Source organism: Lentzea sp. NPDC006480 (assembly GCF_040611995.1).
Classification (GTDB): domain Bacteria; phylum Actinomycetota; class Actinomycetes; order Mycobacteriales; family Pseudonocardiaceae; genus Lentzea.
Map to the genome: position 1 here is coordinate 25,933 of NZ_JBEXPJ010000062.1, position 18,108 is coordinate 44,040.

General features: G+C 68.9%; 21 protein-coding genes and 1 pseudogene. 12 read left to right on the forward strand and 10 right to left on the reverse strand.

Features of this window, described 5'->3' with window-relative positions:
* The first annotated feature begins 5 nt into the window (after positions 1 to 5).
* Complete coding sequence (locus ABZX92_RS23875) at positions 6 to 809, forward strand: alpha/beta fold hydrolase (RefSeq protein WP_355563268.1); 804 nt, start codon at positions 6 to 8, stop codon at positions 807 to 809.
* Complete coding sequence (locus ABZX92_RS23880; protein WP_355563270.1) at positions 806 to 1,333, forward strand: S1 RNA-binding domain-containing protein; 528 nt, start codon at positions 806 to 808, stop codon at positions 1,331 to 1,333. The genes ABZX92_RS23875 and ABZX92_RS23880 overlap by 4 nt, the downstream gene beginning before the upstream one ends.
* Here ABZX92_RS23880 and ABZX92_RS23885 read toward each other — a convergent pair.
* A complete protein-coding gene (locus ABZX92_RS23885; RefSeq protein ID WP_355563273.1) occupies positions 1,317 to 2,189 on the reverse strand; it encodes a hypothetical protein in 873 nt (290 codons plus the stop codon). The genes ABZX92_RS23880 and ABZX92_RS23885 overlap by 17 nt on opposite strands.
* Positions 2,190 to 2,271: 82 nt before the next feature.
* On the opposite strand from ABZX92_RS23885, the gene ABZX92_RS23890 reads away from it, so the two are divergent.
* Positions 2,272 to 2,712: a MarR family transcriptional regulator gene (locus ABZX92_RS23890; RefSeq protein WP_355563276.1), complete on the forward strand. Its 441-nt coding sequence runs from the start codon at positions 2,272 to 2,274 to the stop codon at positions 2,710 to 2,712.
* A gap of 62 nt (positions 2,713 to 2,774) precedes the next feature.
* Here the strand turns inward: ABZX92_RS23890 and ABZX92_RS23895 are convergent, their stop codons facing one another.
* On the reverse strand, positions 2,775 to 3,374 hold the full coding sequence (locus ABZX92_RS23895; protein WP_355563279.1) for a hypothetical protein: 600 nt from the start codon (positions 3,372 to 3,374) through the stop codon (positions 2,775 to 2,777).
* Positions 3,375 to 3,385: 11 nt separating this feature from the next.
* The gene (locus ABZX92_RS23900; protein WP_355563282.1) at positions 3,386 to 4,066 is read right to left on the reverse strand and encodes an SDR family NAD(P)-dependent oxidoreductase; all 681 of its coding nucleotides are present in this window, start codon (positions 4,064 to 4,066) and stop codon (positions 3,386 to 3,388) included.
* 53 nt (positions 4,067 to 4,119) lie between these two features.
* On the opposite strand from ABZX92_RS23900, the gene ABZX92_RS23905 reads away from it, so the two are divergent.
* Positions 4,120 to 5,157, forward strand: a complete 1,038-nt coding sequence (locus tag ABZX92_RS23905) for a serine hydrolase (protein ID WP_355563285.1) — start codon at positions 4,120 to 4,122, stop codon at positions 5,155 to 5,157.
* A gap of 111 nt (positions 5,158 to 5,268) precedes the next feature.
* Here the strand turns inward: ABZX92_RS23905 and ABZX92_RS23910 are convergent, their stop codons facing one another.
* From ABZX92_RS23910 to ABZX92_RS23920, 3 genes are read right to left on the reverse strand one after another with little or no spacing between them, the layout of a single operon-like run.
* The gene (locus ABZX92_RS23910; protein WP_355563288.1) at positions 5,269 to 6,075 is read right to left on the reverse strand and encodes a sugar phosphate isomerase/epimerase family protein; all 807 of its coding nucleotides are present in this window, start codon (positions 6,073 to 6,075) and stop codon (positions 5,269 to 5,271) included.
* The gene (locus ABZX92_RS23915) at positions 6,057 to 7,091 is read right to left on the reverse strand and encodes a dihydrodipicolinate synthase family protein (protein WP_355563291.1); all 1,035 of its coding nucleotides are present in this window, start codon (positions 7,089 to 7,091) and stop codon (positions 6,057 to 6,059) included. The genes ABZX92_RS23910 and ABZX92_RS23915 overlap by 19 nt, the downstream gene beginning before the upstream one ends.
* Entirely contained in the window at positions 7,084 to 8,226 is a 1,143-nt protein-coding gene (locus tag ABZX92_RS23920) for a Gfo/Idh/MocA family oxidoreductase (RefSeq protein WP_355563293.1), read from the reverse strand. Before ABZX92_RS23920 ends, ABZX92_RS23915 begins: the two co-directional genes overlap by 8 nt.
* 122 nt (positions 8,227 to 8,348) lie before the next feature.
* On the opposite strand from ABZX92_RS23920, the gene ABZX92_RS23925 reads away from it, so the two are divergent.
* The 3 genes from ABZX92_RS23925 (at position 8,349) to ABZX92_RS23935 (ending at position 11,821) form a co-directional block, all read left to right on the forward strand.
* Positions 8,349 to 9,365 (forward strand): LacI family DNA-binding transcriptional regulator, encoded by a 1,017-nt coding sequence (locus tag ABZX92_RS23925; protein WP_355563296.1) that lies wholly within the window; start codon positions 8,349 to 8,351, stop codon positions 9,363 to 9,365.
* A gap of 126 nt (positions 9,366 to 9,491) precedes the next feature.
* Complete coding sequence (locus tag ABZX92_RS23930; RefSeq protein WP_355563299.1) at positions 9,492 to 10,799, forward strand: hemolysin family protein; 1,308 nt, start codon at positions 9,492 to 9,494, stop codon at positions 10,797 to 10,799.
* Positions 10,796 to 11,821, forward strand: a complete 1,026-nt coding sequence (locus ABZX92_RS23935; RefSeq protein WP_355563302.1) for a hemolysin family protein — start codon at positions 10,796 to 10,798, stop codon at positions 11,819 to 11,821. The genes ABZX92_RS23930 and ABZX92_RS23935 overlap by 4 nt, the downstream gene beginning before the upstream one ends.
* On the opposite strand, the gene ABZX92_RS23940 is transcribed toward ABZX92_RS23935, so the two are convergent.
* Positions 11,818 to 12,390, reverse strand: coding sequence for an HAD-IA family hydrolase (locus ABZX92_RS23940; RefSeq protein WP_355563304.1), 573 nt, complete (start codon positions 12,388 to 12,390; stop codon positions 11,818 to 11,820). The two genes, ABZX92_RS23935 and ABZX92_RS23940, sit on opposite strands and share 4 nt — an antisense overlap.
* A 53-nt stretch (positions 12,391 to 12,443) precedes the next feature.
* Between ABZX92_RS23940 and ABZX92_RS23945 the strand changes: the two genes are divergently transcribed.
* Positions 12,444 to 13,328, forward strand: a complete 885-nt coding sequence (locus tag ABZX92_RS23945) for a hypothetical protein (RefSeq protein WP_355563307.1) — start codon at positions 12,444 to 12,446, stop codon at positions 13,326 to 13,328.
* Here ABZX92_RS23945 and ABZX92_RS23950 read toward each other — a convergent pair.
* Entirely contained in the window at positions 13,319 to 13,648 is a 330-nt protein-coding gene (locus tag ABZX92_RS23950; protein WP_355563309.1) for a cupin domain-containing protein, read from the reverse strand. The two genes, ABZX92_RS23945 and ABZX92_RS23950, sit on opposite strands and share 10 nt — an antisense overlap.
* Complete coding sequence (locus ABZX92_RS23955; RefSeq protein ID WP_355563312.1) at positions 13,649 to 14,425, reverse strand: carbon-nitrogen hydrolase family protein; 777 nt, start codon at positions 14,423 to 14,425, stop codon at positions 13,649 to 13,651. It abuts the gene before it with no gap.
* Between the two features lie 25 nt (positions 14,426 to 14,450).
* Between ABZX92_RS23955 and ABZX92_RS23960 the strand changes: the two genes are divergently transcribed.
* Entirely contained in the window at positions 14,451 to 15,086 is a 636-nt protein-coding gene (locus ABZX92_RS23960; protein ID WP_355563315.1) for a GntR family transcriptional regulator, read from the forward strand.
* Here the strand turns inward: ABZX92_RS23960 and ABZX92_RS23965 are convergent.
* On the reverse strand, positions 15,047 to 16,393 hold the full coding sequence (locus tag ABZX92_RS23965; protein ID WP_355563317.1) for an MFS transporter: 1,347 nt from the start codon (positions 16,391 to 16,393) through the stop codon (positions 15,047 to 15,049). The two genes, ABZX92_RS23960 and ABZX92_RS23965, sit on opposite strands and share 40 nt — an antisense overlap.
* Before the next feature lie 46 nt (positions 16,394 to 16,439).
* Between ABZX92_RS23965 and ABZX92_RS23970 the strand changes: the two genes are divergently transcribed.
* From ABZX92_RS23970 to ABZX92_RS23980, 3 genes and pseudogenes are all read left to right on the forward strand, one after another.
* Positions 16,440 to 17,120, forward strand: coding sequence for a DUF2848 domain-containing protein (locus ABZX92_RS23970; RefSeq protein ID WP_355563320.1), 681 nt, complete (start codon positions 16,440 to 16,442; stop codon positions 17,118 to 17,120).
* A gap of 80 nt (positions 17,121 to 17,200) precedes the next feature.
* On the forward strand, positions 17,201 to 17,797 hold the full coding sequence (locus ABZX92_RS23975; RefSeq protein ID WP_355563322.1) for a dihydrofolate reductase family protein: 597 nt from the start codon (positions 17,201 to 17,203) through the stop codon (positions 17,795 to 17,797).
* Positions 17,775 to 18,108: pseudogene (locus ABZX92_RS23980) on the forward strand (hypothetical protein); the annotation flags it as partial. The gene ABZX92_RS23975 and the pseudogene ABZX92_RS23980, both read left to right, overlap by 23 nt.

The following is an 18,108-nucleotide window of genomic DNA, read 5'->3' on the forward strand; positions in this document are numbered from 1 at the left end:
TGAGCATGGCCATCGTCCCCTTGAACGGCATCGAGCTGAACGTCCAGACCGAGGGGGCCGGCGAGCTGGCCGTGCTGGTCATGGGCACCGGCAGTCCCGGCCGCGTGTGGCGCAGCCACCAGGTGCCCGCGCTGGTGAAGGCCGGTTACCGGGTCGCGTACTTCGACAACCGGGGCATCAGGCCTTCATCGGAGTGCGCGGCCGGCTTCACGATCGACGACATGGTGGCCGACACGGCCGCGCTGATCTCTCATCTGGGGGGTCCGGCTCACGTGATCGGTACGTCGCTGGGCGCCCGAGTCACGCAGGAGCTCGCGCTGGCGCACCCGTCGCTGGTGCGGAGCGCGGTGATGATGGCGACCACCTCGCGCCCCGAACCGGTGCAGCAGGCGTGGTCGCGCAGCCTGATGGAGATGTACGACAAGGGAGTCGAGGTAACGCCGTCGTTCTACGCGGCGGCCTCCGTGACCCGGAACCTCTCCCCCGCCACCCTGGCCGACCCCGCGGCCGCCCGCGACTGGTTGCAGCTCTACGAGTTCGGCGGCTCGTCACTCGGCCCCGGCGAACGCGCGCAGCTCGCGTTGAGCGACTTCGAGCCGCGGCTGGAGGCCTACCGCGCGATCACCGTGCGCTCGCTGGTCATCGGGTTCGCCGACGACCACGTCCTGCCACCCCGCCTGTCACGCGAGGTGGCGGACGCGATCCCCGGTGCCCGCTACGCCGAGGTCGCCGGCTGCGGGCACATCGGCTACCTGGAGCGGCCGGACGAGATCAACCGGCTGCTCGTCGAGTTCCTGGCCGCCGCGTGAACCCGCGGGAGTTCCCCGAGCTCGTCGCGTTCCTGTGCTCGCTGGCGCAGGGACAGCCGATGTCCGGCACGGTGTCGGCGATCGAGCGGTTCGGCGTGTTCGTGAAGCTCGACGACGGGCCTGAGCATCCGAACCTTCCCGGCGTCGGGTTCATCACGATCCCCGAGCTGGCCTGGGAACACATCGACGCGGTGACCGACTTCGTGCGGGTCGGGCAGCACATCACCTGCGAGTTCCTCCAGTACGACACCTGGAACATGGAGGCCCGGCTGTCGTTGCGAGCGATGCGGCCGGACCCCCTCCTGGCCTTCGCGGACGAGGTCGCGGTGGGACACCAGCTGCGCGGAACGGTCACCAAGGTGATCCCGTTCGGCGTGTTCGTCCGCGTTGCCGACGGTGTCGAGGGGTTGGTCCACGAGCAGGACCTCACCTCGGCGCCCCAGGTCGGCGACGAGCTCACGGTCGTCGTCATCGAGATCGACCGTGAGCGCCGCCGGCTCCATCTCGCTAGCGGTCGAGGCTGAACTCGTCGGACGTGCCGCCCCCGAGCAGCACGTCCAGGTTGCCGCTCACCACGTAGGTGCCGTGCGGCGTGCGGGCCGCGGTGGTCGGCGCGGTCGGCCAGTCGCGCTGGGACTTCACCTGCCACGTGCGGGTGTCGAGCAGCGTGACGGCGTTCTTGCCCGGTGCGCCCAGGGTGTTCGTGACGACCACGAGGCCGTCGCGGGTGAGCGTCAGACCGTCCGCGCCGACGAGCTTCGGTGCGGGCAGGTCCTCGACGTGGCCGCGCGTGACCTTGAGCAGCGCGCCGGTCGTGTAGTTGCCGGTGACGAGGAATCCCCTGGGGTCCCAGACGACTCCGTTGTTGCCGATGGCCGCCGCGAGCCTCGGGTCCGACGCGAACGCCGTGACCTCGCCTGACGACGAGACCTGCCAGATCGTGTCACCCGCCGGGCCGGTGACGTAGGCGTTGCCGAACGGGTCGACCGCCACGTCGTTGGCGCCGCCGGGGACGTCGACGAACTTGAGAGCACGCCCGGTGCGCAGGTCGAAGATCCCCAGCCCGGACTGGCCCGGTACCGAGCGTTCGCCCAGGCCGATGTCCCCGTACGCGACGAGCACGCGGCCGCGGTCCACCTGGATGCCGAACGTGGACACCATCCGCGTGCCGGTGACCAGCGGCCGGACCTGGCCCGACGGGCTGACCAGCGACACCGTGCCGTGGCGCACGGAGCTGACCAGGAACTGCCCGCGGGCCGGATCCCACTGCACGCCTTCCGGGTGCAGCGCCGGCGATAACCCCGCGATGTGCCGGGGCGTGGCCGAAGCCGTGCCCGTGAACAGCAACAACGCCGCCATGACAGCAAGCGCGATGCGCATGATTCCCCTCCAGTAAGAGCACTGACAGCTATCAGAGTTCTGATAACTATCCATACTCTTACCACACTCTTACGATGAACGGATGCGCAGCGGCGATCGGATCGGCGGCTACATCAAGCGCGCCGAGCAGGACCTGATGGCCGCCAAAGCGGCCGCGGTGAAGCCGGCGGGCCTGACCGTGCCGCAGTACTCGGCGCTGCTGGCGTTGAGCGAGCACCCCGGCGCACCCGCGGCGGAGCTCGCCCGGTTGTGCCTGGTCACGCCGCAGACGATGACGACGATCCTGCAGAACCTGGTCGCGCTGGGGCTCGTCGAACGCATCCCGCACCAGTGGCAGCGCAACGTCCTGGACAACCGCCTGACCGAGGCCGGGAAGACGAAGTTCCGCGAGGCGGACGCGAAGGCCGTCGCAGTCGAGCAGATGCTGGCCGACGCCTACACCGACGAGGAGCGAGCGCAGCTGAAGGCGCTGCTGGAGCGGTTCTCCGAGGTGTTGGGGAGTTCCTACCGGACGCGGGAGTAGGCCCAGGGGCGGCGCACCCTTCGTGACACCGTCTTCAACAGCGCCATCCATCAAGCCCGCGGTCAGCGGCTGACGAACTCCACCGTCTCGTCGACCATCTCCGCGAGGAACTTCGCGCGGTCGAACCCCGGATCCTCCGCCACACCAGGCGGAAGCGCGTGCAGGAAGCTGAAGTGCCCGGCGCCCGGTACGACTCGCAGGTCCACCGGGCCCGCGGCACCCCGCAGCAACTCCGCCTGCCACACCGGCGTGACGGTGTCGGCCGTGCCCGCGAAGACGAGCATCGGCACGTCGACCGCGTCCAGCGCACCGGGCACCGCGAACCACCCGGCAGCGGGCGCGAGCAGCACGAGCCGGGAAACCCGGTCCGAGCGAGGCACTTCGATCGGCTGCCGGTCACGCCCCCACGGCACCGCGCCCGCGAGGCACAACGCCGCCCACGCGCCGATCGAGTGGCCGATCACGACAACCTCGCCATCAGTGCCGTCCAGCGCTTCGACCAACCCGTGCGGCCGCGCCAGCAGTTCCTCGGTGGCGGCGTTCGGCATCAGCCGGTCGAACCGGGGCGCGACGACCTGCGAACCCTGGTCCGCCAAGGCATCCAGCAACGGCTGGTGACGCTCCGGATCGCCGCCACCACCGACCGCGAACAGCACGACCACGCGAAACCCCCTCAGCGATGGGCAGCCTGCCCGGTAGGCCGGATCAGGATCTCATTCACGTCCACGGTGGACGGCTGCGACACGGCGTAAAGCACCGCCCTGCCAACGTCTTCTGGCTGCAGCTTCGGATCGTTCGCCCTGGACGCCGGAATCGCGTCGGTGTCGACGAGTCCGGGTTGGACGACGGTCACGCGCACGCCGGTGCCCACCGCCTCCGCCCGGATCGCCTGCGCCAGCCCGGTGATCGCCCATTTCGTGGCCGAGTACAGGTTTCCCGGTCGCACGCCACGCCCCGCAGCCGAGCCGGTCAGCACCAGGTGCCCGCCCGAACGCATCAGAGCAGGCATGGCCGCGCGTGCGGTGAAGGCGGGGCCGCAGACGTTCGTGACGACCATGTCCGTCCACTCGGCCGGTTTGGCGCCCGCGTCCGATATGAACGAAGTGTCCACGGAGACACCCGCGTTCGCGAAGACGACGTCGATCCGGCCCCAGCGCGACTCCACTCGCGACATGAGTTCCTGCACGGAATCCCATGAGGAAACGTCACATTTCGCGTCCCAGCCTCGGTCGCCGACAGAATCTTCGACGGAGCGTGACGCCCTGACCACGCGATAGCCGGCAGAGGCGGCCAAGGCAGCCGTAGCCGCCCCGATGCCGCGAGATGCGCCGGTCACGATGAAGACGTTTTCCATGTGGTGGAACCCTAGTCAGGGAAGTGTCAGGGGCGCCTGTTTTGATGTTGCGCATGACTTTGAACCGCAGGTCCGTGTTCGGGCTGGGAACCGTCGCGGCCGCGACGGCCGTGCTCGGCTCCAACGGTGCAGCAGCACAGGCGCAGGAAGACGCGGAGGTCGAGATCGAACGGTTCCCGACCACCGCGGAGCGGTCACGCAAGCGCGTGGCGCAGGTCTACCGCAGGCAGGTCAGAAAAGCCCGCGGCACCTGGTCGTCCTTCATCACGGTGGCCGACCTCGACGGCAACACGAAGTCCGCCGTCGACGAGGCCGCGGACAAGGTCGTCGAGGCCTACAGCGTGAACAAGATCGCGGTCGCGGTGGCGGTGATGGACAAGGTCGACCGCGGGCTGATCAAGCTCACGGACCAGGTCGAGGTCACCGAGGCCATCGTCATCCAGGACACCGACGGCATCTTCGCGCTCGACGGCGCGTACCCGAGCAAGGTGACGGTTGGTCACGCTCTCGCGAACCTGCTGACGGTCTCCGACAACACGGCGGTCCGCCTGTGCGGCCTGGTCGTGCCGGCGCTCGAACTCAACCAGATCCTGCGGGACAAGGGTTTCGTGCACACGCAGGTCGTGCCGGTCGCGAACCCGAACCGGTTCTACCTCGGCACCACGACGGCGCGCGAGATGCACACGTTGCTGTCGAAGCTGGTCGACGGGCAGCTGCTGTCCGCCGCGTCGACGGCGTACCTGCTGAACATCCTGCGGGCGACGGCGAGCTTCACCGACGGCGTGCGGCTGAACCTCACGACCAACGAGCGGCTGCGCGTCGCGACGAAGGCGGGCTGGTTCGAGGACGGCCGAAACGAAGCCGGAATCATGTTCAGCGAGGACAATCGGGCAATCTTGATCTACTCGATGTTCGCGTCCGGCGAGTTCGCCGGTGACAAGGCGCAGAACGACCAGGACTTCAGCACCACGCACCCCGCTGTCGCAGCTCGCGCCGAGCTCGGCCGGTCCATGTTCGACGCCGTCATCAAGATCACGACCACGAAGCCGAAACACCGTGCAAAGGTTTACAGGTTCTTCAACGGCGGGTGATTCCTGAGATTTATCTTAAAACTGGACCAAAGACCTCTGGTTTTCGGATATATACATACCAACGCCGGGGTCGGTCGTCGCCGCCGTCGACGACCGGCTTCCCCGCGTCGGTCAGAGCGCCGGTTCCACAATGGAGTGGTACCGCCGCGAAACCTCCCCGATCACCTCGTCGAAGTCCGCCGCCCAGATGTCGGCGTTGAAGATCTCCACCTCGACGTCCCCGGAATAGCCCGTCGCGGCGACGCGCCTGGTCAGCCGGTCTAGATCGATGTCGCCGTCACCGGGATAACCGCGGCCCAGCAACACGTCCGCCGGCACCGGCGTGAGCCAGTCGCACACCTGGTACGAGGCGATCAGCCGACCGGCCCGCGCGATCTGCGCGTCGAGGTCCGGGTCCCACCACACGTGGAGCGCGTCCACGACGACGCCGACCGACTCGTGCTTCTCCGCGATGTCCAACGCCTGCGCCAACGTCGACAGCACGCCGCGGTCCGCGCAGAACACCGGGTGCATCGGTTCCAACGCCAGGATCACGCCTGCGGCTTTGGCCTCGACGGACAGCTCCGCGATGGCGTCCGCGACACGCTGACGTGCGCCGACGAGGTCCTTGTCGCCCGCCACACCGCCGACGACCATGACCAGCGTGTCGGTGCCGAGCGTCGCGGCTTCCTCGATCGCGCGCCGGTTGTCGTCGAGTGCCGCGCGGTTGTCGACCGCGGTCAGGAACCCGCCGCGACACAAGGAGGACACGCGGAGTCCGGCGTCCTGGACGATCTTGGCGGAGCGCGCGAGACCCTGGTCCGCGACCGGTTCGCGCCACAGCCCGATCGAGGAGATGCCGTGGCGCGCACAGCCCTCGACGGCTTCGGCGACCGTAGCGCGCTTGATCGTCGCCTGGTTCAGCGAGAGGCGAGCCACTGCCGCCACCGCCGTTCCGCGAACTCCGGCTCGATCACGCCGGCGATCTCCGCGAGTCGTTTCGCCTCGGCCAGGTGCTCGACGCTGCGGGCGGTTTCCAGGCCGTCGAGCAGCAGGAACTGTTCCTGGTGCCCGGCCAGCCACGCCAGGAACACCACGCCGGTCTTGTAGTAGTAGGTCGGCGTGCTGAACAGGTGGCGGGACAACGGAACCGTTGGAGCCATGATCCGGTGGAACTCGCCGGCGTCGCCCTCGGCGAGTTTCCGCAGCGCTTTCGCGGCCACGGGCGCGATCGGGTCGAAGATGCCGAGCAGCGCGTCGCTGTAGCCCTCCGCGTCGCCCGCGATCAGCTCCGGGTAGTTGAAGTCGTCGCCGGTGTAGCAGCGGACCCCGGCCGGAAGCCGGCGGCGCAACCCGATCTCGTGGTCGGCGTCGAGCAGCGAGACCTTCACGCCGTCGACCTTGTCCGGTCGTGCCGCGATGATCGCCAGGAAGTTGTCCGTGGCCTGATCGACTTCGGCCGCACCCCAGTACCCCGCCAGCGCCGGGTCGAACGCGGTGCCGAGCCAGTGCAGGACCACCGGTTCGCTGACGTTGTCCAGCAACGTCCCGTAGACCTTCTCGTAGTCCTCAGGGCTCTTCGCACACGCCGCGAGCTGCCGCGAGCACATCAGCACCGGCTGCGCGCCCGCTTCCTGCACGACGTCGAGCTGTTCCAGGTAAGCCTTGAGCACGTCGTCGAGGCCGACCTCGCCGGTGAGGTGATCAGTGGCGACGCCCGCGCAGATCCGCCCGGTCTTCTCGGCGGCGCTGCGGCGGATCAGCTCGGCGGCGGTCGGCCAGTCGAGGCCCATGCCGCGCTGGGCGGTGTCCATCGCCTCCGCGACACCCAAGCCGTGCGACCAGAGGTGGTGCCGGAACGCGAGTGTCGCGTCCCAGTCGACCGTGCGCTCGTCTTTCGCCACAACGTGTGCCGCGGCGAACACGATGCGATCACGTTGATCTTGGCTAGACATCCGCGATCTCCACCCGGCGACCCTCCGAAGAGGACCGCAGACCGGCGGCGGCCAGCGCTACACCCCGTGCGCCCGCGCGGAAGTCGTGCGGGAACGGCGTGCCCTGGTAGACGTGCCGCAGGAACTCCGCCCACTGCACCTTGAAGCCGTTGTCGAAGTCCTCGTTGTCCGGCACCTGTTGCCACTGGTCGCGGAACGGGTGCGTGACCGGCAGATCCGGGTTCCAGACCGGCTTCGGCGTGACGGCGCGGGGCTGCACGAAACATTCGCGCAGCCCCGCGACCGCACTCCCCTCGGTGCCGTCCACTTGGAACTCGACGAGCTCGTCGCGGCGCACCCGCACGCACCAGGACGAGTTGATCTGGGCGATGACACCGTTTTCAATCTCGAAGATCCCGTACGCGGCGTCGTCCGCCGTGGCCGCGTACTCGTTGTTCTGCTCGTCCCAGCGCGTCGGAATGTGCGTGACGGCCTTCGCGGTCACCGCTTCGACGCGCCCGAAGAGGTTGTGCAGCAGGTAGCTCCAGTGGCAGAACATGTCGCTGACGATGCCGCCGCCGTCCTCCGCCCGGTAGTTCCAGCTCGGGCGCTGCGCGGGCTGCCAGTCGCCCTCGAAGACCCAGTAGCCGAACTCCCCGCGCACGCTCAGGATCCGGCCGAAGAAGCCGCCGTCGATCAGCCGCTTGAGCTTGCGGATGCCGGGCAGGTAGAGCTTGTCCGCGACGACGCCGTGCTTCACGCCCTTCGCGTCGGCGAGCGCGGCCAGTTGGAGCGCTTCCTCGACGGTCTCGCTGACCGGCTTCTCGGTGTAGATGTGCTTGCCGGCCTCGATGGCCTTGGTGATCGACTCAACATGCCTGGACGTGACCTGCGAGTCGAAGTAGATCTCGACTGACGGGTCAGCCAGTGCCGCGTCGAGGTCCGTCGTCCAGCGCGCGAGGTCGTGCCGTTCCGCGATCTCCTTGAGCTTGTCGGCGTTGCGGCCCACGAGGACCGGTTCGACCTTGATCACGGTCCCGTCCGGCAACCGGACGCCCTCGTCGCGCAGCGGGAGGAGGGACCGGACCAGGTGCTGGCGATATCCCATCCGCCCCGTGACGCCGTTGACCGCCACTCCAATGGTCCGAACCGCCATCGCACCTCCCTGGTAGCAGCGCTGGAAAGCGCTTTCCCGCCACGCTAATGGCGGCGCTTGACGGCCGTCAACCTCCGCGCGAGTTAGTCTCAGCGCTCACATGCACGTTGACGGAGGTGGTCGTGTCCGCACGACAGGTGACGCTCGCCGAGGTGGCCAAGCAGGCGGGTGTGTCGCTGGCGACCGCGTCGCGCGTGCTCAACGGCAGCACTCGGCAGGTCAGTGAAGAGCTGAGCGACCGCGTCCTGCGCACCGCGGAGCAGCTCGGTTACGTGCCGAACGCGTCCGCGCAGGCCCTGGCCCGCAACTCCAGCTCGCTCGTCGGCCTGGTGGTGCACGACATCACCGACCCGTACTTCTCCTGCATCGCGGCGGGCGTGACGCGGGTGGCCGAGGAGGCGGGGCTCGTCGTCGTGCTCGGCACGACCGGTCGCCGTCCCGAGCGCGAGGTGGAGCTGCTTTCCACTTTGCGTGCGCATCGGGCACGTGCGGTGGTGCTGGCCGGTTCGCGGACGACGGACCGTGCGTCGCAGGCCCGGCTGGCCGCCGAGATCGACGCGTTCACCGAACAGGGCGGGCGGGTCGCGTGCGTGTCGCAGGCGAAGCTCGGCACCGACACCGTCGTTCCCGGGAACCGTGCGGGAGGCCGCGCGCTGGCTCGCGCGCTGGCCGAGCTCGGGCACAAGAAGTTCGCCGTATTGGGTGGTCCTTCCGAGCTCGTGGTGGCTCGTGACCGGCTCGCGGGGTTCAAGGCCGGGCTCGCCGACGCCGGTGTCGCACCGCCCGTGGTGATCAACGGCGCGTTCACCCGTGACGGCGGCTACGAGGCGGCTTTGGAGCTGCTGGGGTCGAAGTCGCGCACCACGTGTGTGTTCGCCGTGACCGACGTGATGGCGATGGGCGCCATGGCTGCGCTGCGGGAACGTGGCGTGCGGGTGCCTGAGGACATGTCGATCGCGGGGTTCGACGACATCCCCACCTTGCGCGACACCGTGCCCGCCTTGTCGACCGTCCGGCTGCCGTTGGAGGAGATGGGCGAGCTCGCGGCCGGTCTCGTGCTGGACGCGGGTGGTGACGAGGCACGCACTGTCCGCGTGGCGGGCGAGGTGGTGCTCAGGGCCTCGACTGCGCACAATTGATTCTGGCCGACAATTAGACTGCACCTGGCTGTACACGTACTTAGTCACGAGGAGTTGAGCCGTCCCCATGGGGTCTGGCCCTGGCTGGCATACCAACCCGGTCCCTTGCTGCTCTGGAGCGCATAGGTGACCGGAATCCTTCTGAGCGTGCTCGGTCTGCTCGCCGTCGTGGCGCTGACCGCCGGCACCTTCATCGCGGTGGCGGCGGAGTTCTCGCTGACCGCGCTGGAACGCAGCACGGTCGAGCGGCACGTCGCCGAGGTCGGTGACACGAAGGCGCGGACGATCGACCGCGCCCACCGCACGTTGTCGTTCCAGCTCTCGGGCGCGCAGCTCGCGATCACCCTGACCACGCTGATCACCGGTTACATCGCGGAGCCCGCGATCGCCTCGCTGATCGAGCCTGGGCTCACGACGGTGGGCGTGCCGCACGCGGTGGCCGGCGGGTTGTCGCTGGCCTTGGCGCTCGCGATCGCCACGGCGTTGTCGATGATCTTCGGCGAGCTGGTGCCGAAGAACCTCGCGATCGCGAGGCCGCTGGAGACCGCGCGACTGGTCGTCGGCATTCAGGCGGCGTTCTCGACGGTGTTCCGCTGGTTGATCAACTGGATGAACAACTCGGCGAACTGGCTGGTCCGGCGCTTGGGCGTGGAGCCGGTCGAGGAGCTGGCCTCCGCCAGGTCGCCTGAGGAGCTGGGTGCGCTGGTGCGGACGTCGGCCGAGCACGGGACTCTCGATCAGAGCACGGCGGTGTTGCTGGGCCGGTCGTTGCGGTTCGGCGATCGGACGGCCGGCGAGCTGATGACGCCGCGGGTGCACGTCGAGGCGCTGCGGGCGGATGCCACCGTGCTGGATTTGGTTTCCAAGGCGCGCGAGACCGGTTTTTCGCGCTTTCCGGTGCATGACGGGTCGCTGGACGACGTGCGCGGGATTGTGCACGTGAAGCAGGCGTTCGCCGTGCCCGCCGCTCTGCGCGGGACGACTCCTCTCTCGGCTCTGACACGGCCTGTCTATTCGGTGCCGGAGACGCTGGAGGGCGACGCGCTGCTGGACCGGCTGCGGGCTTCCGGTCTGCAGACCGCGCTGGTCGTGGACGAGTACGGCGGCACGGCCGGCCTGGTGACGCTGGAGGACGTCGTCGAGGAGATCGTCGGCGACGTGCGCGACGAGCACGACCGGGGCGAGGCGCCGCCGGTGCGTTCACTCGGCAAGGACAGCTGGCTCGTGTCCGGGCTGTTGCGGGACGACGAGGTGGCCGAGGCGACCGGGTTCCACATGCCCGAGGGCGACTACGAGACGCTGGCCGGGCTGGTCCTGTCCCGGCTGGGACGGATTCCGGACGTCGGCGACGAGATCCGCGTCGGCGGCTGGAGGGTGACCGTGATGAGGATGGACCGCCACCGCGTGGCCGAGCTGCGGGTGGTGTCGTCGTGAACTTCCTGGTCGTGGTCTTGTTGCTGGCGGGCAACGCCTTCTTCGTCGGTGCCGAGTTCGCCGTGATCACCGCGCGCCGTGACCGCTTGGAAGCCTTGGCCGACAAGGGTTCCGCGCGCGCCCGCACCGCGATCAAGGCGTCGCAGCAGCTGCCGTTGCTGATCGCGGGCGCCCAGCTGGGCATCACGCTTTGTTCGCTGGGCCTGGGTGCGATCGCCGAGCCTGCTTTGGCGTCGGTGTTGGAGGGGCCCCTCGGCGCGGTTGGGCTGCCTCTGGCCGTGGTGCACGGTGTGGCGTTCGCGGTGGCGTTGGTCATCGTCGTCGCGTTGCACACGATCCTCGGCGAGATGGTGCCGAAGAACCTCGCGATCGCCGGTCCGGAGCGGGCCGCCGTGTGGCTGGTGCCGGTGCACTACGGCTTCTCGCGGATGATCGCGCCCGCTCTCGCGCTGTTCACCGCGGTGGGCCGGTGGGTGCTGCGCCGCTTCGGCGTGGAGCCCGTCGAGGAGCTGGAGTCGGCCTACACGCCTGACGAACTGGCGTTGCTGATCGGCCAGTCCCGCTCCGAGGGGTTGCTGGAGGACTCGGAGCACCGTCGTCTGGCGCAGACGTTGTCGTCGGCCGAGCGCACCGTGGCGGACGTTTTAGTGCCGTTGGACCGGCTGACCACCGTCTCGGCTTCTCCCACCGTCGGCGAGATCGAGGCCGCGGTGGCCGCTACCGGGTTCTCGCGGTTCCCGGTGCTGTCGGATGCCGGGCTGATCGGGTATCTGCACGTCAAGGACGTGCTGGACCTGGAGGGTGCCGCGACTCTGGTGCCGCGTGGCCGGGTGCGCGGTCTGCCCGAGGTGCCGGTGGACGCTCGTCTGGACGAGGCGCTGACCGCTCTGCGTCGCGCGCAGTCGCATCTCGCGCGGGCGGTCTCGGCTGACGGCTCGGTGCTCGGTGTGGTGGCGTTGGAGGACCTGGTCGAGGAGTACGTGGGCACGGTGCGCGACGGCACCCACGTCCGCTGGGTCTAGAACAGTTCGGCCAGCGCCTTGATCGTGACTTCCGGGCTCGTCGCGAGCACGGTGGTCATGCCCAGGGCGCTGGCCGGTTCCAGGAACTTCGGCGAGTCGTCGACGTACACGCAGTCCTCCGGGGCGGTGCCGATGCTGTCTGCGGCGATCTCGTAGAGCTTCGGGTCCGGCTTGCGCATCTGGTACCGGTCCGACGCGATGAGGGCGTCGACGTCGAGGTCGAAGCGCTCGTAGAGATCGAACGGTGTCGAGCCCAGCGAGTTCGTGAGCACGGCGACCTTGGCCCTCGTGTTGCGGACCGCTGTCACGACCTCCTGCCTCAGCTGCATCTGGCGGGTGATCCGCTCGACCAGGTCGTCCGGGAAGAGCCTCAGCCGCAACCCGATGACCTCGCTGAAATGCTCCTGGGTCGTGCTGCCGCGTTCGAGATCCGCGACGAGCTCCGCGTTCGCTTTGAGCGCGTTCGTCAACGCGTTCGGCTCGATGCCCTCCCGCTTGCAGAACGCCTTCGCGGAGTCCTCGAACGGGGTGCTGAGCACGCCGCCGAAGTCGATGATCAAACCCCTCATGTCATCCAGTTGATCAGCTCCGCTCTGGCGCGTCGAGCCCTAGGCTCGGACTCGTGACGATCGTCGTGGGTGCCGGGGACGCCGAGATCGACCTGCCCCGCCTGGCCGACGAGCTGACGACCGCGCTCCGGGCCGGGCCTGCGGAGCCCGGCCAGCGGGTGCGCGCGCAGGTGACCGAGGACGTCACGGCCATGGTCCTGGTGCCGGGCCTGGCGGCGGGCATCCCGGCCTACACGGTGAAGGTGCACGCGAAGAACCCTCGCCGCTCCCCCGCCATCACCGGCGTCATCTGCCTGCACGACCTGGCGACCGGCGACCTGCTGGCCCTGATCGACAGTGCCCCGCTCACCGCCCTGCGGACCGGGCTGGGCGGGGCGCTGGGCGCGCACCTGCTGGCACGTCCGCAAGCCCGCGCGGTCACCGTGATCGGGGCCGGTGCCCAGGGCCGGGCACAGCTGGCAGCCCTGGCGGCGTTGCGGCCGATCGACTCGGTCCAGGTGCGGGACACGAACCCCGCCGCCGCTTCGAGTTTCGCCGCCTGGGCGTCCGGACTGGGGATCCGCACGACGGACGCGCCTGACGGCGAGATCGTCCTGATGGCCACGTGGTCGCGCGAGCCGGTGCTGCACCACGTCCCGGCCGGCACTCACATCACGAGCCTCGGCGCGGACGAGCCCGGCAGGGCCGAGCTGGCTTCCGGGTTGCTGGCGGAGGCGCTGGTCGTGGTGGACGATCCCGGGCTCGCGCACGTGGAGGCGGACACGACGATCGGTGCGGTGCTGCGGGGCGAGCATCCCGGCCGGACGCGCGCGGACCAGGTCACCGTGTACAGCCCGGCCGGAATGCCGATGCAGGACCTGGTGATCGCGTGGCACGTGTACCGCAACGCGTTGCGCAAATCGCCCGCGGTGTTCGACATCGGGACGAGTCAGCGGTGATCCGTGCGGATTTCCAGCATGACGCAGCCCGTGTCCGTCCGGTATGGACCGTGGGGCATGCCGGGGCGGCGGCTCGCGAAGTGGCCGGGGCCGAAGGTTTTGCCGAGGGTCAGGTCGGTCAGCTCGCCCTCCAGGAGGTAGACCTCCTCGTGGTAGTCGTGGCGGATCACTCCTGAGGTCTCCAGGCCCGGTTGCCAGCGCGCGATTCTCGTCAGGGTCGCGGATTCCGGGTCACGGCTGAGGATTCGTTCGGTCACGCCGGGGTCGGCCTGGTGCCAGTCCAGTGCGCCGACCGGGAAGAACTCGTGTTCCTCGCGCATCTAGAGCCTCCGGTTGGCCAGCACCGGGAGCATCGCGCGGGCCTCGTCGACCAGCGGAATGTCCACATCGGACAGGATTGTGCCCGGTGCGCCGCCGAGCTGCGCGCGGACCGTGCCGAGCGGGTCGATCACGGCGCTGCGGCCGATTCCCGTCGGGGCGGAACCGTGGTCGGCACTCGGATCGGCCTGGCCGCAGGCGAGCACCCAGGAGGTGGCGTCGAGGGCTCGGGCTCGGATCAGCAGGTCCCACTGGGCGGCTTTGCCGGGACCCGCGCCCCAGGAGGCGCCGAGCAGGATCACCGGGGCGGTCTCGGCGAGGGCGCGGAAGAGTTCGGGGAAGCGGACGTCGTAGCAGGTCGCCAGGCCGAAGGTGGTGCCGTCGACGGAGAAGGTCACGGGCTTGTCGCCCGGGGTGACGTTGTCGGACTCGCGGAAGCCGAAGGCGTCGAACAAGTGGATCTTGTCGTAGCCGAGGTGCAGGCCGTTGCCGGTCACGAGAGTGGTGTTGGAAACGCGGCCGTCGATGCCCGGCGTGAACATGCCGGCCACTACGACGACGTTGTGTTCGTCGGCGATTTCTTGGACGGCGGTGGCCCAGGGGCCGTCCAGCGGTTCGGCGATCGGGGTGAGAGGGACGCCGAAACGGCACTGTGCGGCTTCCGGGAAGTGCACAATGCGGGCGCCCTCCGCGGCCGCGGCGGCTACGTGGGTGCGGATGGTGGCCAGGTTTTCGGCCGGATCAGCGCTGGAGCTGATCTGGTTGAGCGCGATACGCATGATCCTCCTCTGGTATACATGTTGTATGCAGGCTGCAGACAGCTTGTCCGGCAGGGAAAAGGCTTACGAGTTCCTCAAGGACACGATCCTCGCCGACCCCGAGATGCAGGGGCGGTTCATCAGCGAGCAGGACGTCGCCAACCAGATCGGCGTGTCCCGCACGCCGATTCGTGAGGCGCTGCTGCTGCTCGCCGCCGAAGACCTCGTGCAGCTCGTGCCGAAGAAGGGTGCGTACGTCGCGCCGTTGTCGTCGCGGCAGATCACGGAGCTGATGGAGCTGCGCGGGGTTGTCGAGCGGTATGCGGCCGAGCGCACGATCGCCGAGGGCACTGTGCCGTTGCGGAAGATGGTCGAGCTCATCGAGCAGCAGCGGTGGCTGGTCGAGGACGCGCGGCAGTTCATCGACGTCGACAGGCAGTTCCACGCGCTGTTGGTGGCGGCGACGGGCAACGAGCTGTTGACGAAGACCTACGAGGGGTTGCGCGCACGGCAGGTGCGCGCGGGAGTGGTCGCGTTGTACCGGGCGCAGAACCGGCAGCAGGCCGTGATCGACGAGCACAACGCGATCGTGGCCGCGCTCGAGTCCGGAGACGTCGGCGCGGCCACCGCGGCGATCACCGCTCACTTGGACACCACGCTGAAAGTGCTGCTCGGCGCCTGAATCTCGTCTTCGGACTGCGGGTCGCGGCCGAGACGAAGACCAACGAGCGTCACCACGCACGCCACGCTGACGTAGACGCCGACGACCACCCACGTGTGGAAACTCGCCAGCAGCGCGGTGAACAGCAACGGAGCGATCGCGCCGCCGATCACGCCGGCCAGCGTGTAGGCGAGCGAGCTGCCGGTGTAGCGGAGGCGTTCGGTGAACTGCTCGGCGATGAACGCCGCCTGCGGTCCGTACATGAACGCGTGAAAGCCAAGTCCCACCACGACTCCGAGCACCATCAGGGGCCAGGACCTCGTGTCGATCAGCGGGAACAGCACGAACGGCCACACCGCGCCGCACACCGCGGCCACCGCGTAGAGACCGCGCCGGTTGACCCGGTCGGACAGCCAGCCCGCGAGCGGCATCAGGAACAGCTGGAAGCCCGAGGCGATCAGCACGGCGATGAGGCCGTAGTTGCGCGGCAGCTTCAGCTGGGTCGTCAGGTAGGTCAGCACGAAGACGGTGTGCAGCGCGTACAGGACGTCCGGCCCGACGCGGCACAGCACGGCGGCGAGCAGCGGCCGGCCCTGCGTGCGGAACACCTCGCTGACCGGCGCGGACGGGCGGTCGCCGCGTTCCTCGATCGCCTTGAAGACCGGGGTCTCCTCCAGCTTCACCCGGATCCACAGGCCGAAGATCACCAGCACCGCGGACAACAGGAACGCCACCCGCCAGCCCCACGACATGAAGGCCGCGTCCGACAGCGCCACACCGAGCAGCGCGAGCACGCCGTTCGCCATCAGGTTGCCGGCGGGCGGGCCGATCTGAGCGGCCGACGCCCAGAAACCGCGCTGCTTCGGGTTGCCGTACTCGCTGGACAACAGCACGGCGCCGCCCCACTCCCCGCCGAGCCCGACGCCTTGCGCGAATCGCAGCAGCACGAGCAGCACACCGGCTCCGGAACCGATCGCGGCGTGCGTCGGCAACAGACCGATGAGCAACGTCGCGATGCCGGTGATCAGCAGCGTCGTGACGAGCACGCGTTTGCGGCCGATCTTGTCGCCGAGCCGGCCGAAGAAGAACCCGCCGAGCGGCCGCGACAGGTAGCCGACCGCGTACGTCGAGAACGCGAGCAGCGTCGCGGTGAGCGGTTCGGAGCTCGGGAAGAACAACGGGCCGAGCACGACGGCGGCGGCGACGTTGTAGATCGCGAAGTCGTACCACTCCAGTGCGGTACCGGAGAGCGAGGCCACGAAGGCTCGGACGAGCGCTGATCGGGGTACGTCGTGTGGAGTGACTGTCGTTGCTGTGTCTGGCGGCATGCGGTAATACTGCCTGTATACAACTCGTATGCGCAAGGAGTACCGCATGTCTACCGCTTGCACACTGGCCTTCGACCTCCCTGACGGCACCGTCGAAGAGGTCGCCGTGACGACCTTGCTGAACGGCGGGTACGCAGGTCGCAGCCAGGACGACGTGGCCGCCCACGTGCGCGAACTAGCCGAACTGGGGGTGCCGGCGCCGTCCGTGACGCCGAGCCTCTACCCCGTCTCGCCGTACCTCGCGCAGCAGACGACGACGGTCCCGGCCCAGCACCAGAAGACGTCCGGCGAGGCCGAGTGGGCGTTGGTTGTCACCGAAGACGACGTGCTGCTGACGGTCGCGTGCGACCACACGGACCGTGCGCTGGAGGTGCACGGCGTCGCGTGGAGCAAGAACGCGAGCCCGGACGTGCTCGGCCGCAAGGCATGGCGGCTGTCCGACGTCGCGGACCGCGTCGACTCGATCGAGCTGACCGCGTGGGCGGATGGCGTGGAGATTCAGCGAGGCACGCTCGCCGAACTGCTGACCCCGCAGTACTGGGTGGACCGGCTGCGCGAGCTGGGCCTGCTCAAACCCGGCACCGTGCTGTTGTCCGGCACGATCCCGATGCACCACGGCGTGGAGCAGTTCGCGTCGAAGTGGCGCGTCGAGCTGCGCGACCCCGCCACCGGTGATGTCATCGACTGCGGCTACGAGGTGACGCTGCTGCCGGACCCGATCGGCTGAGTATGCGGCCTGGCTGACCCTGTCGAAATCCGTGTCGCCTGGTTCGACCTACGGGTGACGAACACACACGGGAGGCAGCAATGGGCAAGGTCTACACGGGCGCGAGCACCTCGATCGACGGTTATGTCTCGGGCCCGGACAACTCCGGGTTCGACAAGCTGTTCCGCTGGTACGAGGCGGGCGATGTGGCGTTCACCGTGCCGACGGGTTCGATGACCGTCCACCTCACGCCCGCCAGCGCCGCCTATTTCGGCGGCTTGATCCAGGCGACCGGCGCGCTGGTCGTCGGACGCAAGCTCTACGACCTCACCAACGCCTGGGGCGGACAGCACCCGATGGGCGTGCACACCGTCGTGCTCACCCATCGGCCGTTGGAGGACACCGAGCACTTCACGTTCTGCAGCGACGGCATCGAGAAGGCGATCGAGATCGCCCGGTCGAAGGCGGGCGACAAGGTGGTGGGCCTGAACTCGGGCGAGGTCACCCGGCAGGCCATCGACGCCGGGCTGGTGGACGAGATCTTCCTCGACCTGGTGCCGGTGATCCTCGGTGGAGGAACGCCGTTCTTCGCGCCCGGCAAGGGTTATGAGCTGGAGGGCCCGATCTCGGTGATCGAGAGCGCCTCGGTCACGCACCTGCGCTACAAAGTGAAGTATGGAGCTCCGGAAGCTGTGTGAGGCCGACGCCGCGGAGTTGCTGCAGATCATTCGGGAGTCGCTCACGCATCTGCGGCCGTGGATGCCGTGGTCGCACGTCGACTACGACGCGTCGGCTGCCGCGAGCTTCCTCGCCATGGCGGCGGAGGGCTGGGAGCGCGGGACGATGTTCCACCACGCGATCACGGTCGACGGCGCGATCGTCGGGCCCCGCCCACCCAGGGGGCTGACCACCATGAGGAGGCAGCCCAAATTTATCGCGCCGACCCGGCTGTCAAGGGCCCGCTCGGCGATCTGTGGACAACTGCCGCGGCATCCGCGAGCCCGTCCAC

Excerpts from the sequence above, each read along its gene's own strand:
- ABZX92_RS23875 (WP_355563268.1), top strand. The coding sequence starts at position 6 with ATGGCCATCGTCCCCTTGAACGGCATCGAGCTGAACGTCCAGACCGAG.
- ABZX92_RS23885 (WP_355563273.1), bottom strand. The coding sequence starts at position 2,189 with ATGCGCATCGCGCTTGCTGTCATGGCGGCGTTGTTGCTGTTCACGGGC.
- ABZX92_RS23890 (WP_355563276.1), top strand. The coding sequence starts at position 2,272 with ATGCGCAGCGGCGATCGGATCGGCGGCTACATCAAGCGCGCCGAGCAG.
- ABZX92_RS23900 (WP_355563282.1), bottom strand. The coding sequence starts at position 4,066 with ATGGAAAACGTCTTCATCGTGACCGGCGCATCTCGCGGCATCGGGGCG.
- ABZX92_RS23905 (WP_355563285.1), top strand. The coding sequence starts at position 4,120 with ATGACTTTGAACCGCAGGTCCGTGTTCGGGCTGGGAACCGTCGCGGCC.
- ABZX92_RS23915 (WP_355563291.1), bottom strand. The coding sequence starts at position 7,091 with ATGTCTAGCCAAGATCAACGTGATCGCATCGTGTTCGCCGCGGCACAC.
- ABZX92_RS23920 (WP_355563293.1), bottom strand. The coding sequence starts at position 8,226 with ATGGCGGTTCGGACCATTGGAGTGGCGGTCAACGGCGTCACGGGGCGG.
- ABZX92_RS23940 (WP_355563304.1), bottom strand. The coding sequence starts at position 12,390 with ATGAGGGGTTTGATCATCGACTTCGGCGGCGTGCTCAGCACCCCGTTC.
- ABZX92_RS23950 (WP_355563309.1), bottom strand. The coding sequence starts at position 13,648 with ATGCGCGAGGAACACGAGTTCTTCCCGGTCGGCGCACTGGACTGGCAC.
- ABZX92_RS23955 (WP_355563312.1), bottom strand. The coding sequence starts at position 14,425 with ATGCGTATCGCGCTCAACCAGATCAGCTCCAGCGCTGATCCGGCCGAA.
- ABZX92_RS23960 (WP_355563315.1), top strand. The coding sequence starts at position 14,451 with ATGCAGGCTGCAGACAGCTTGTCCGGCAGGGAAAAGGCTTACGAGTTC.
- ABZX92_RS23965 (WP_355563317.1), bottom strand. The coding sequence starts at position 16,393 with ATGCCGCCAGACACAGCAACGACAGTCACTCCACACGACGTACCCCGA.
- ABZX92_RS23970 (WP_355563320.1), top strand. The coding sequence starts at position 16,440 with ATGTCTACCGCTTGCACACTGGCCTTCGACCTCCCTGACGGCACCGTC.
- ABZX92_RS23975 (WP_355563322.1), top strand. The coding sequence starts at position 17,201 with ATGGGCAAGGTCTACACGGGCGCGAGCACCTCGATCGACGGTTATGTC.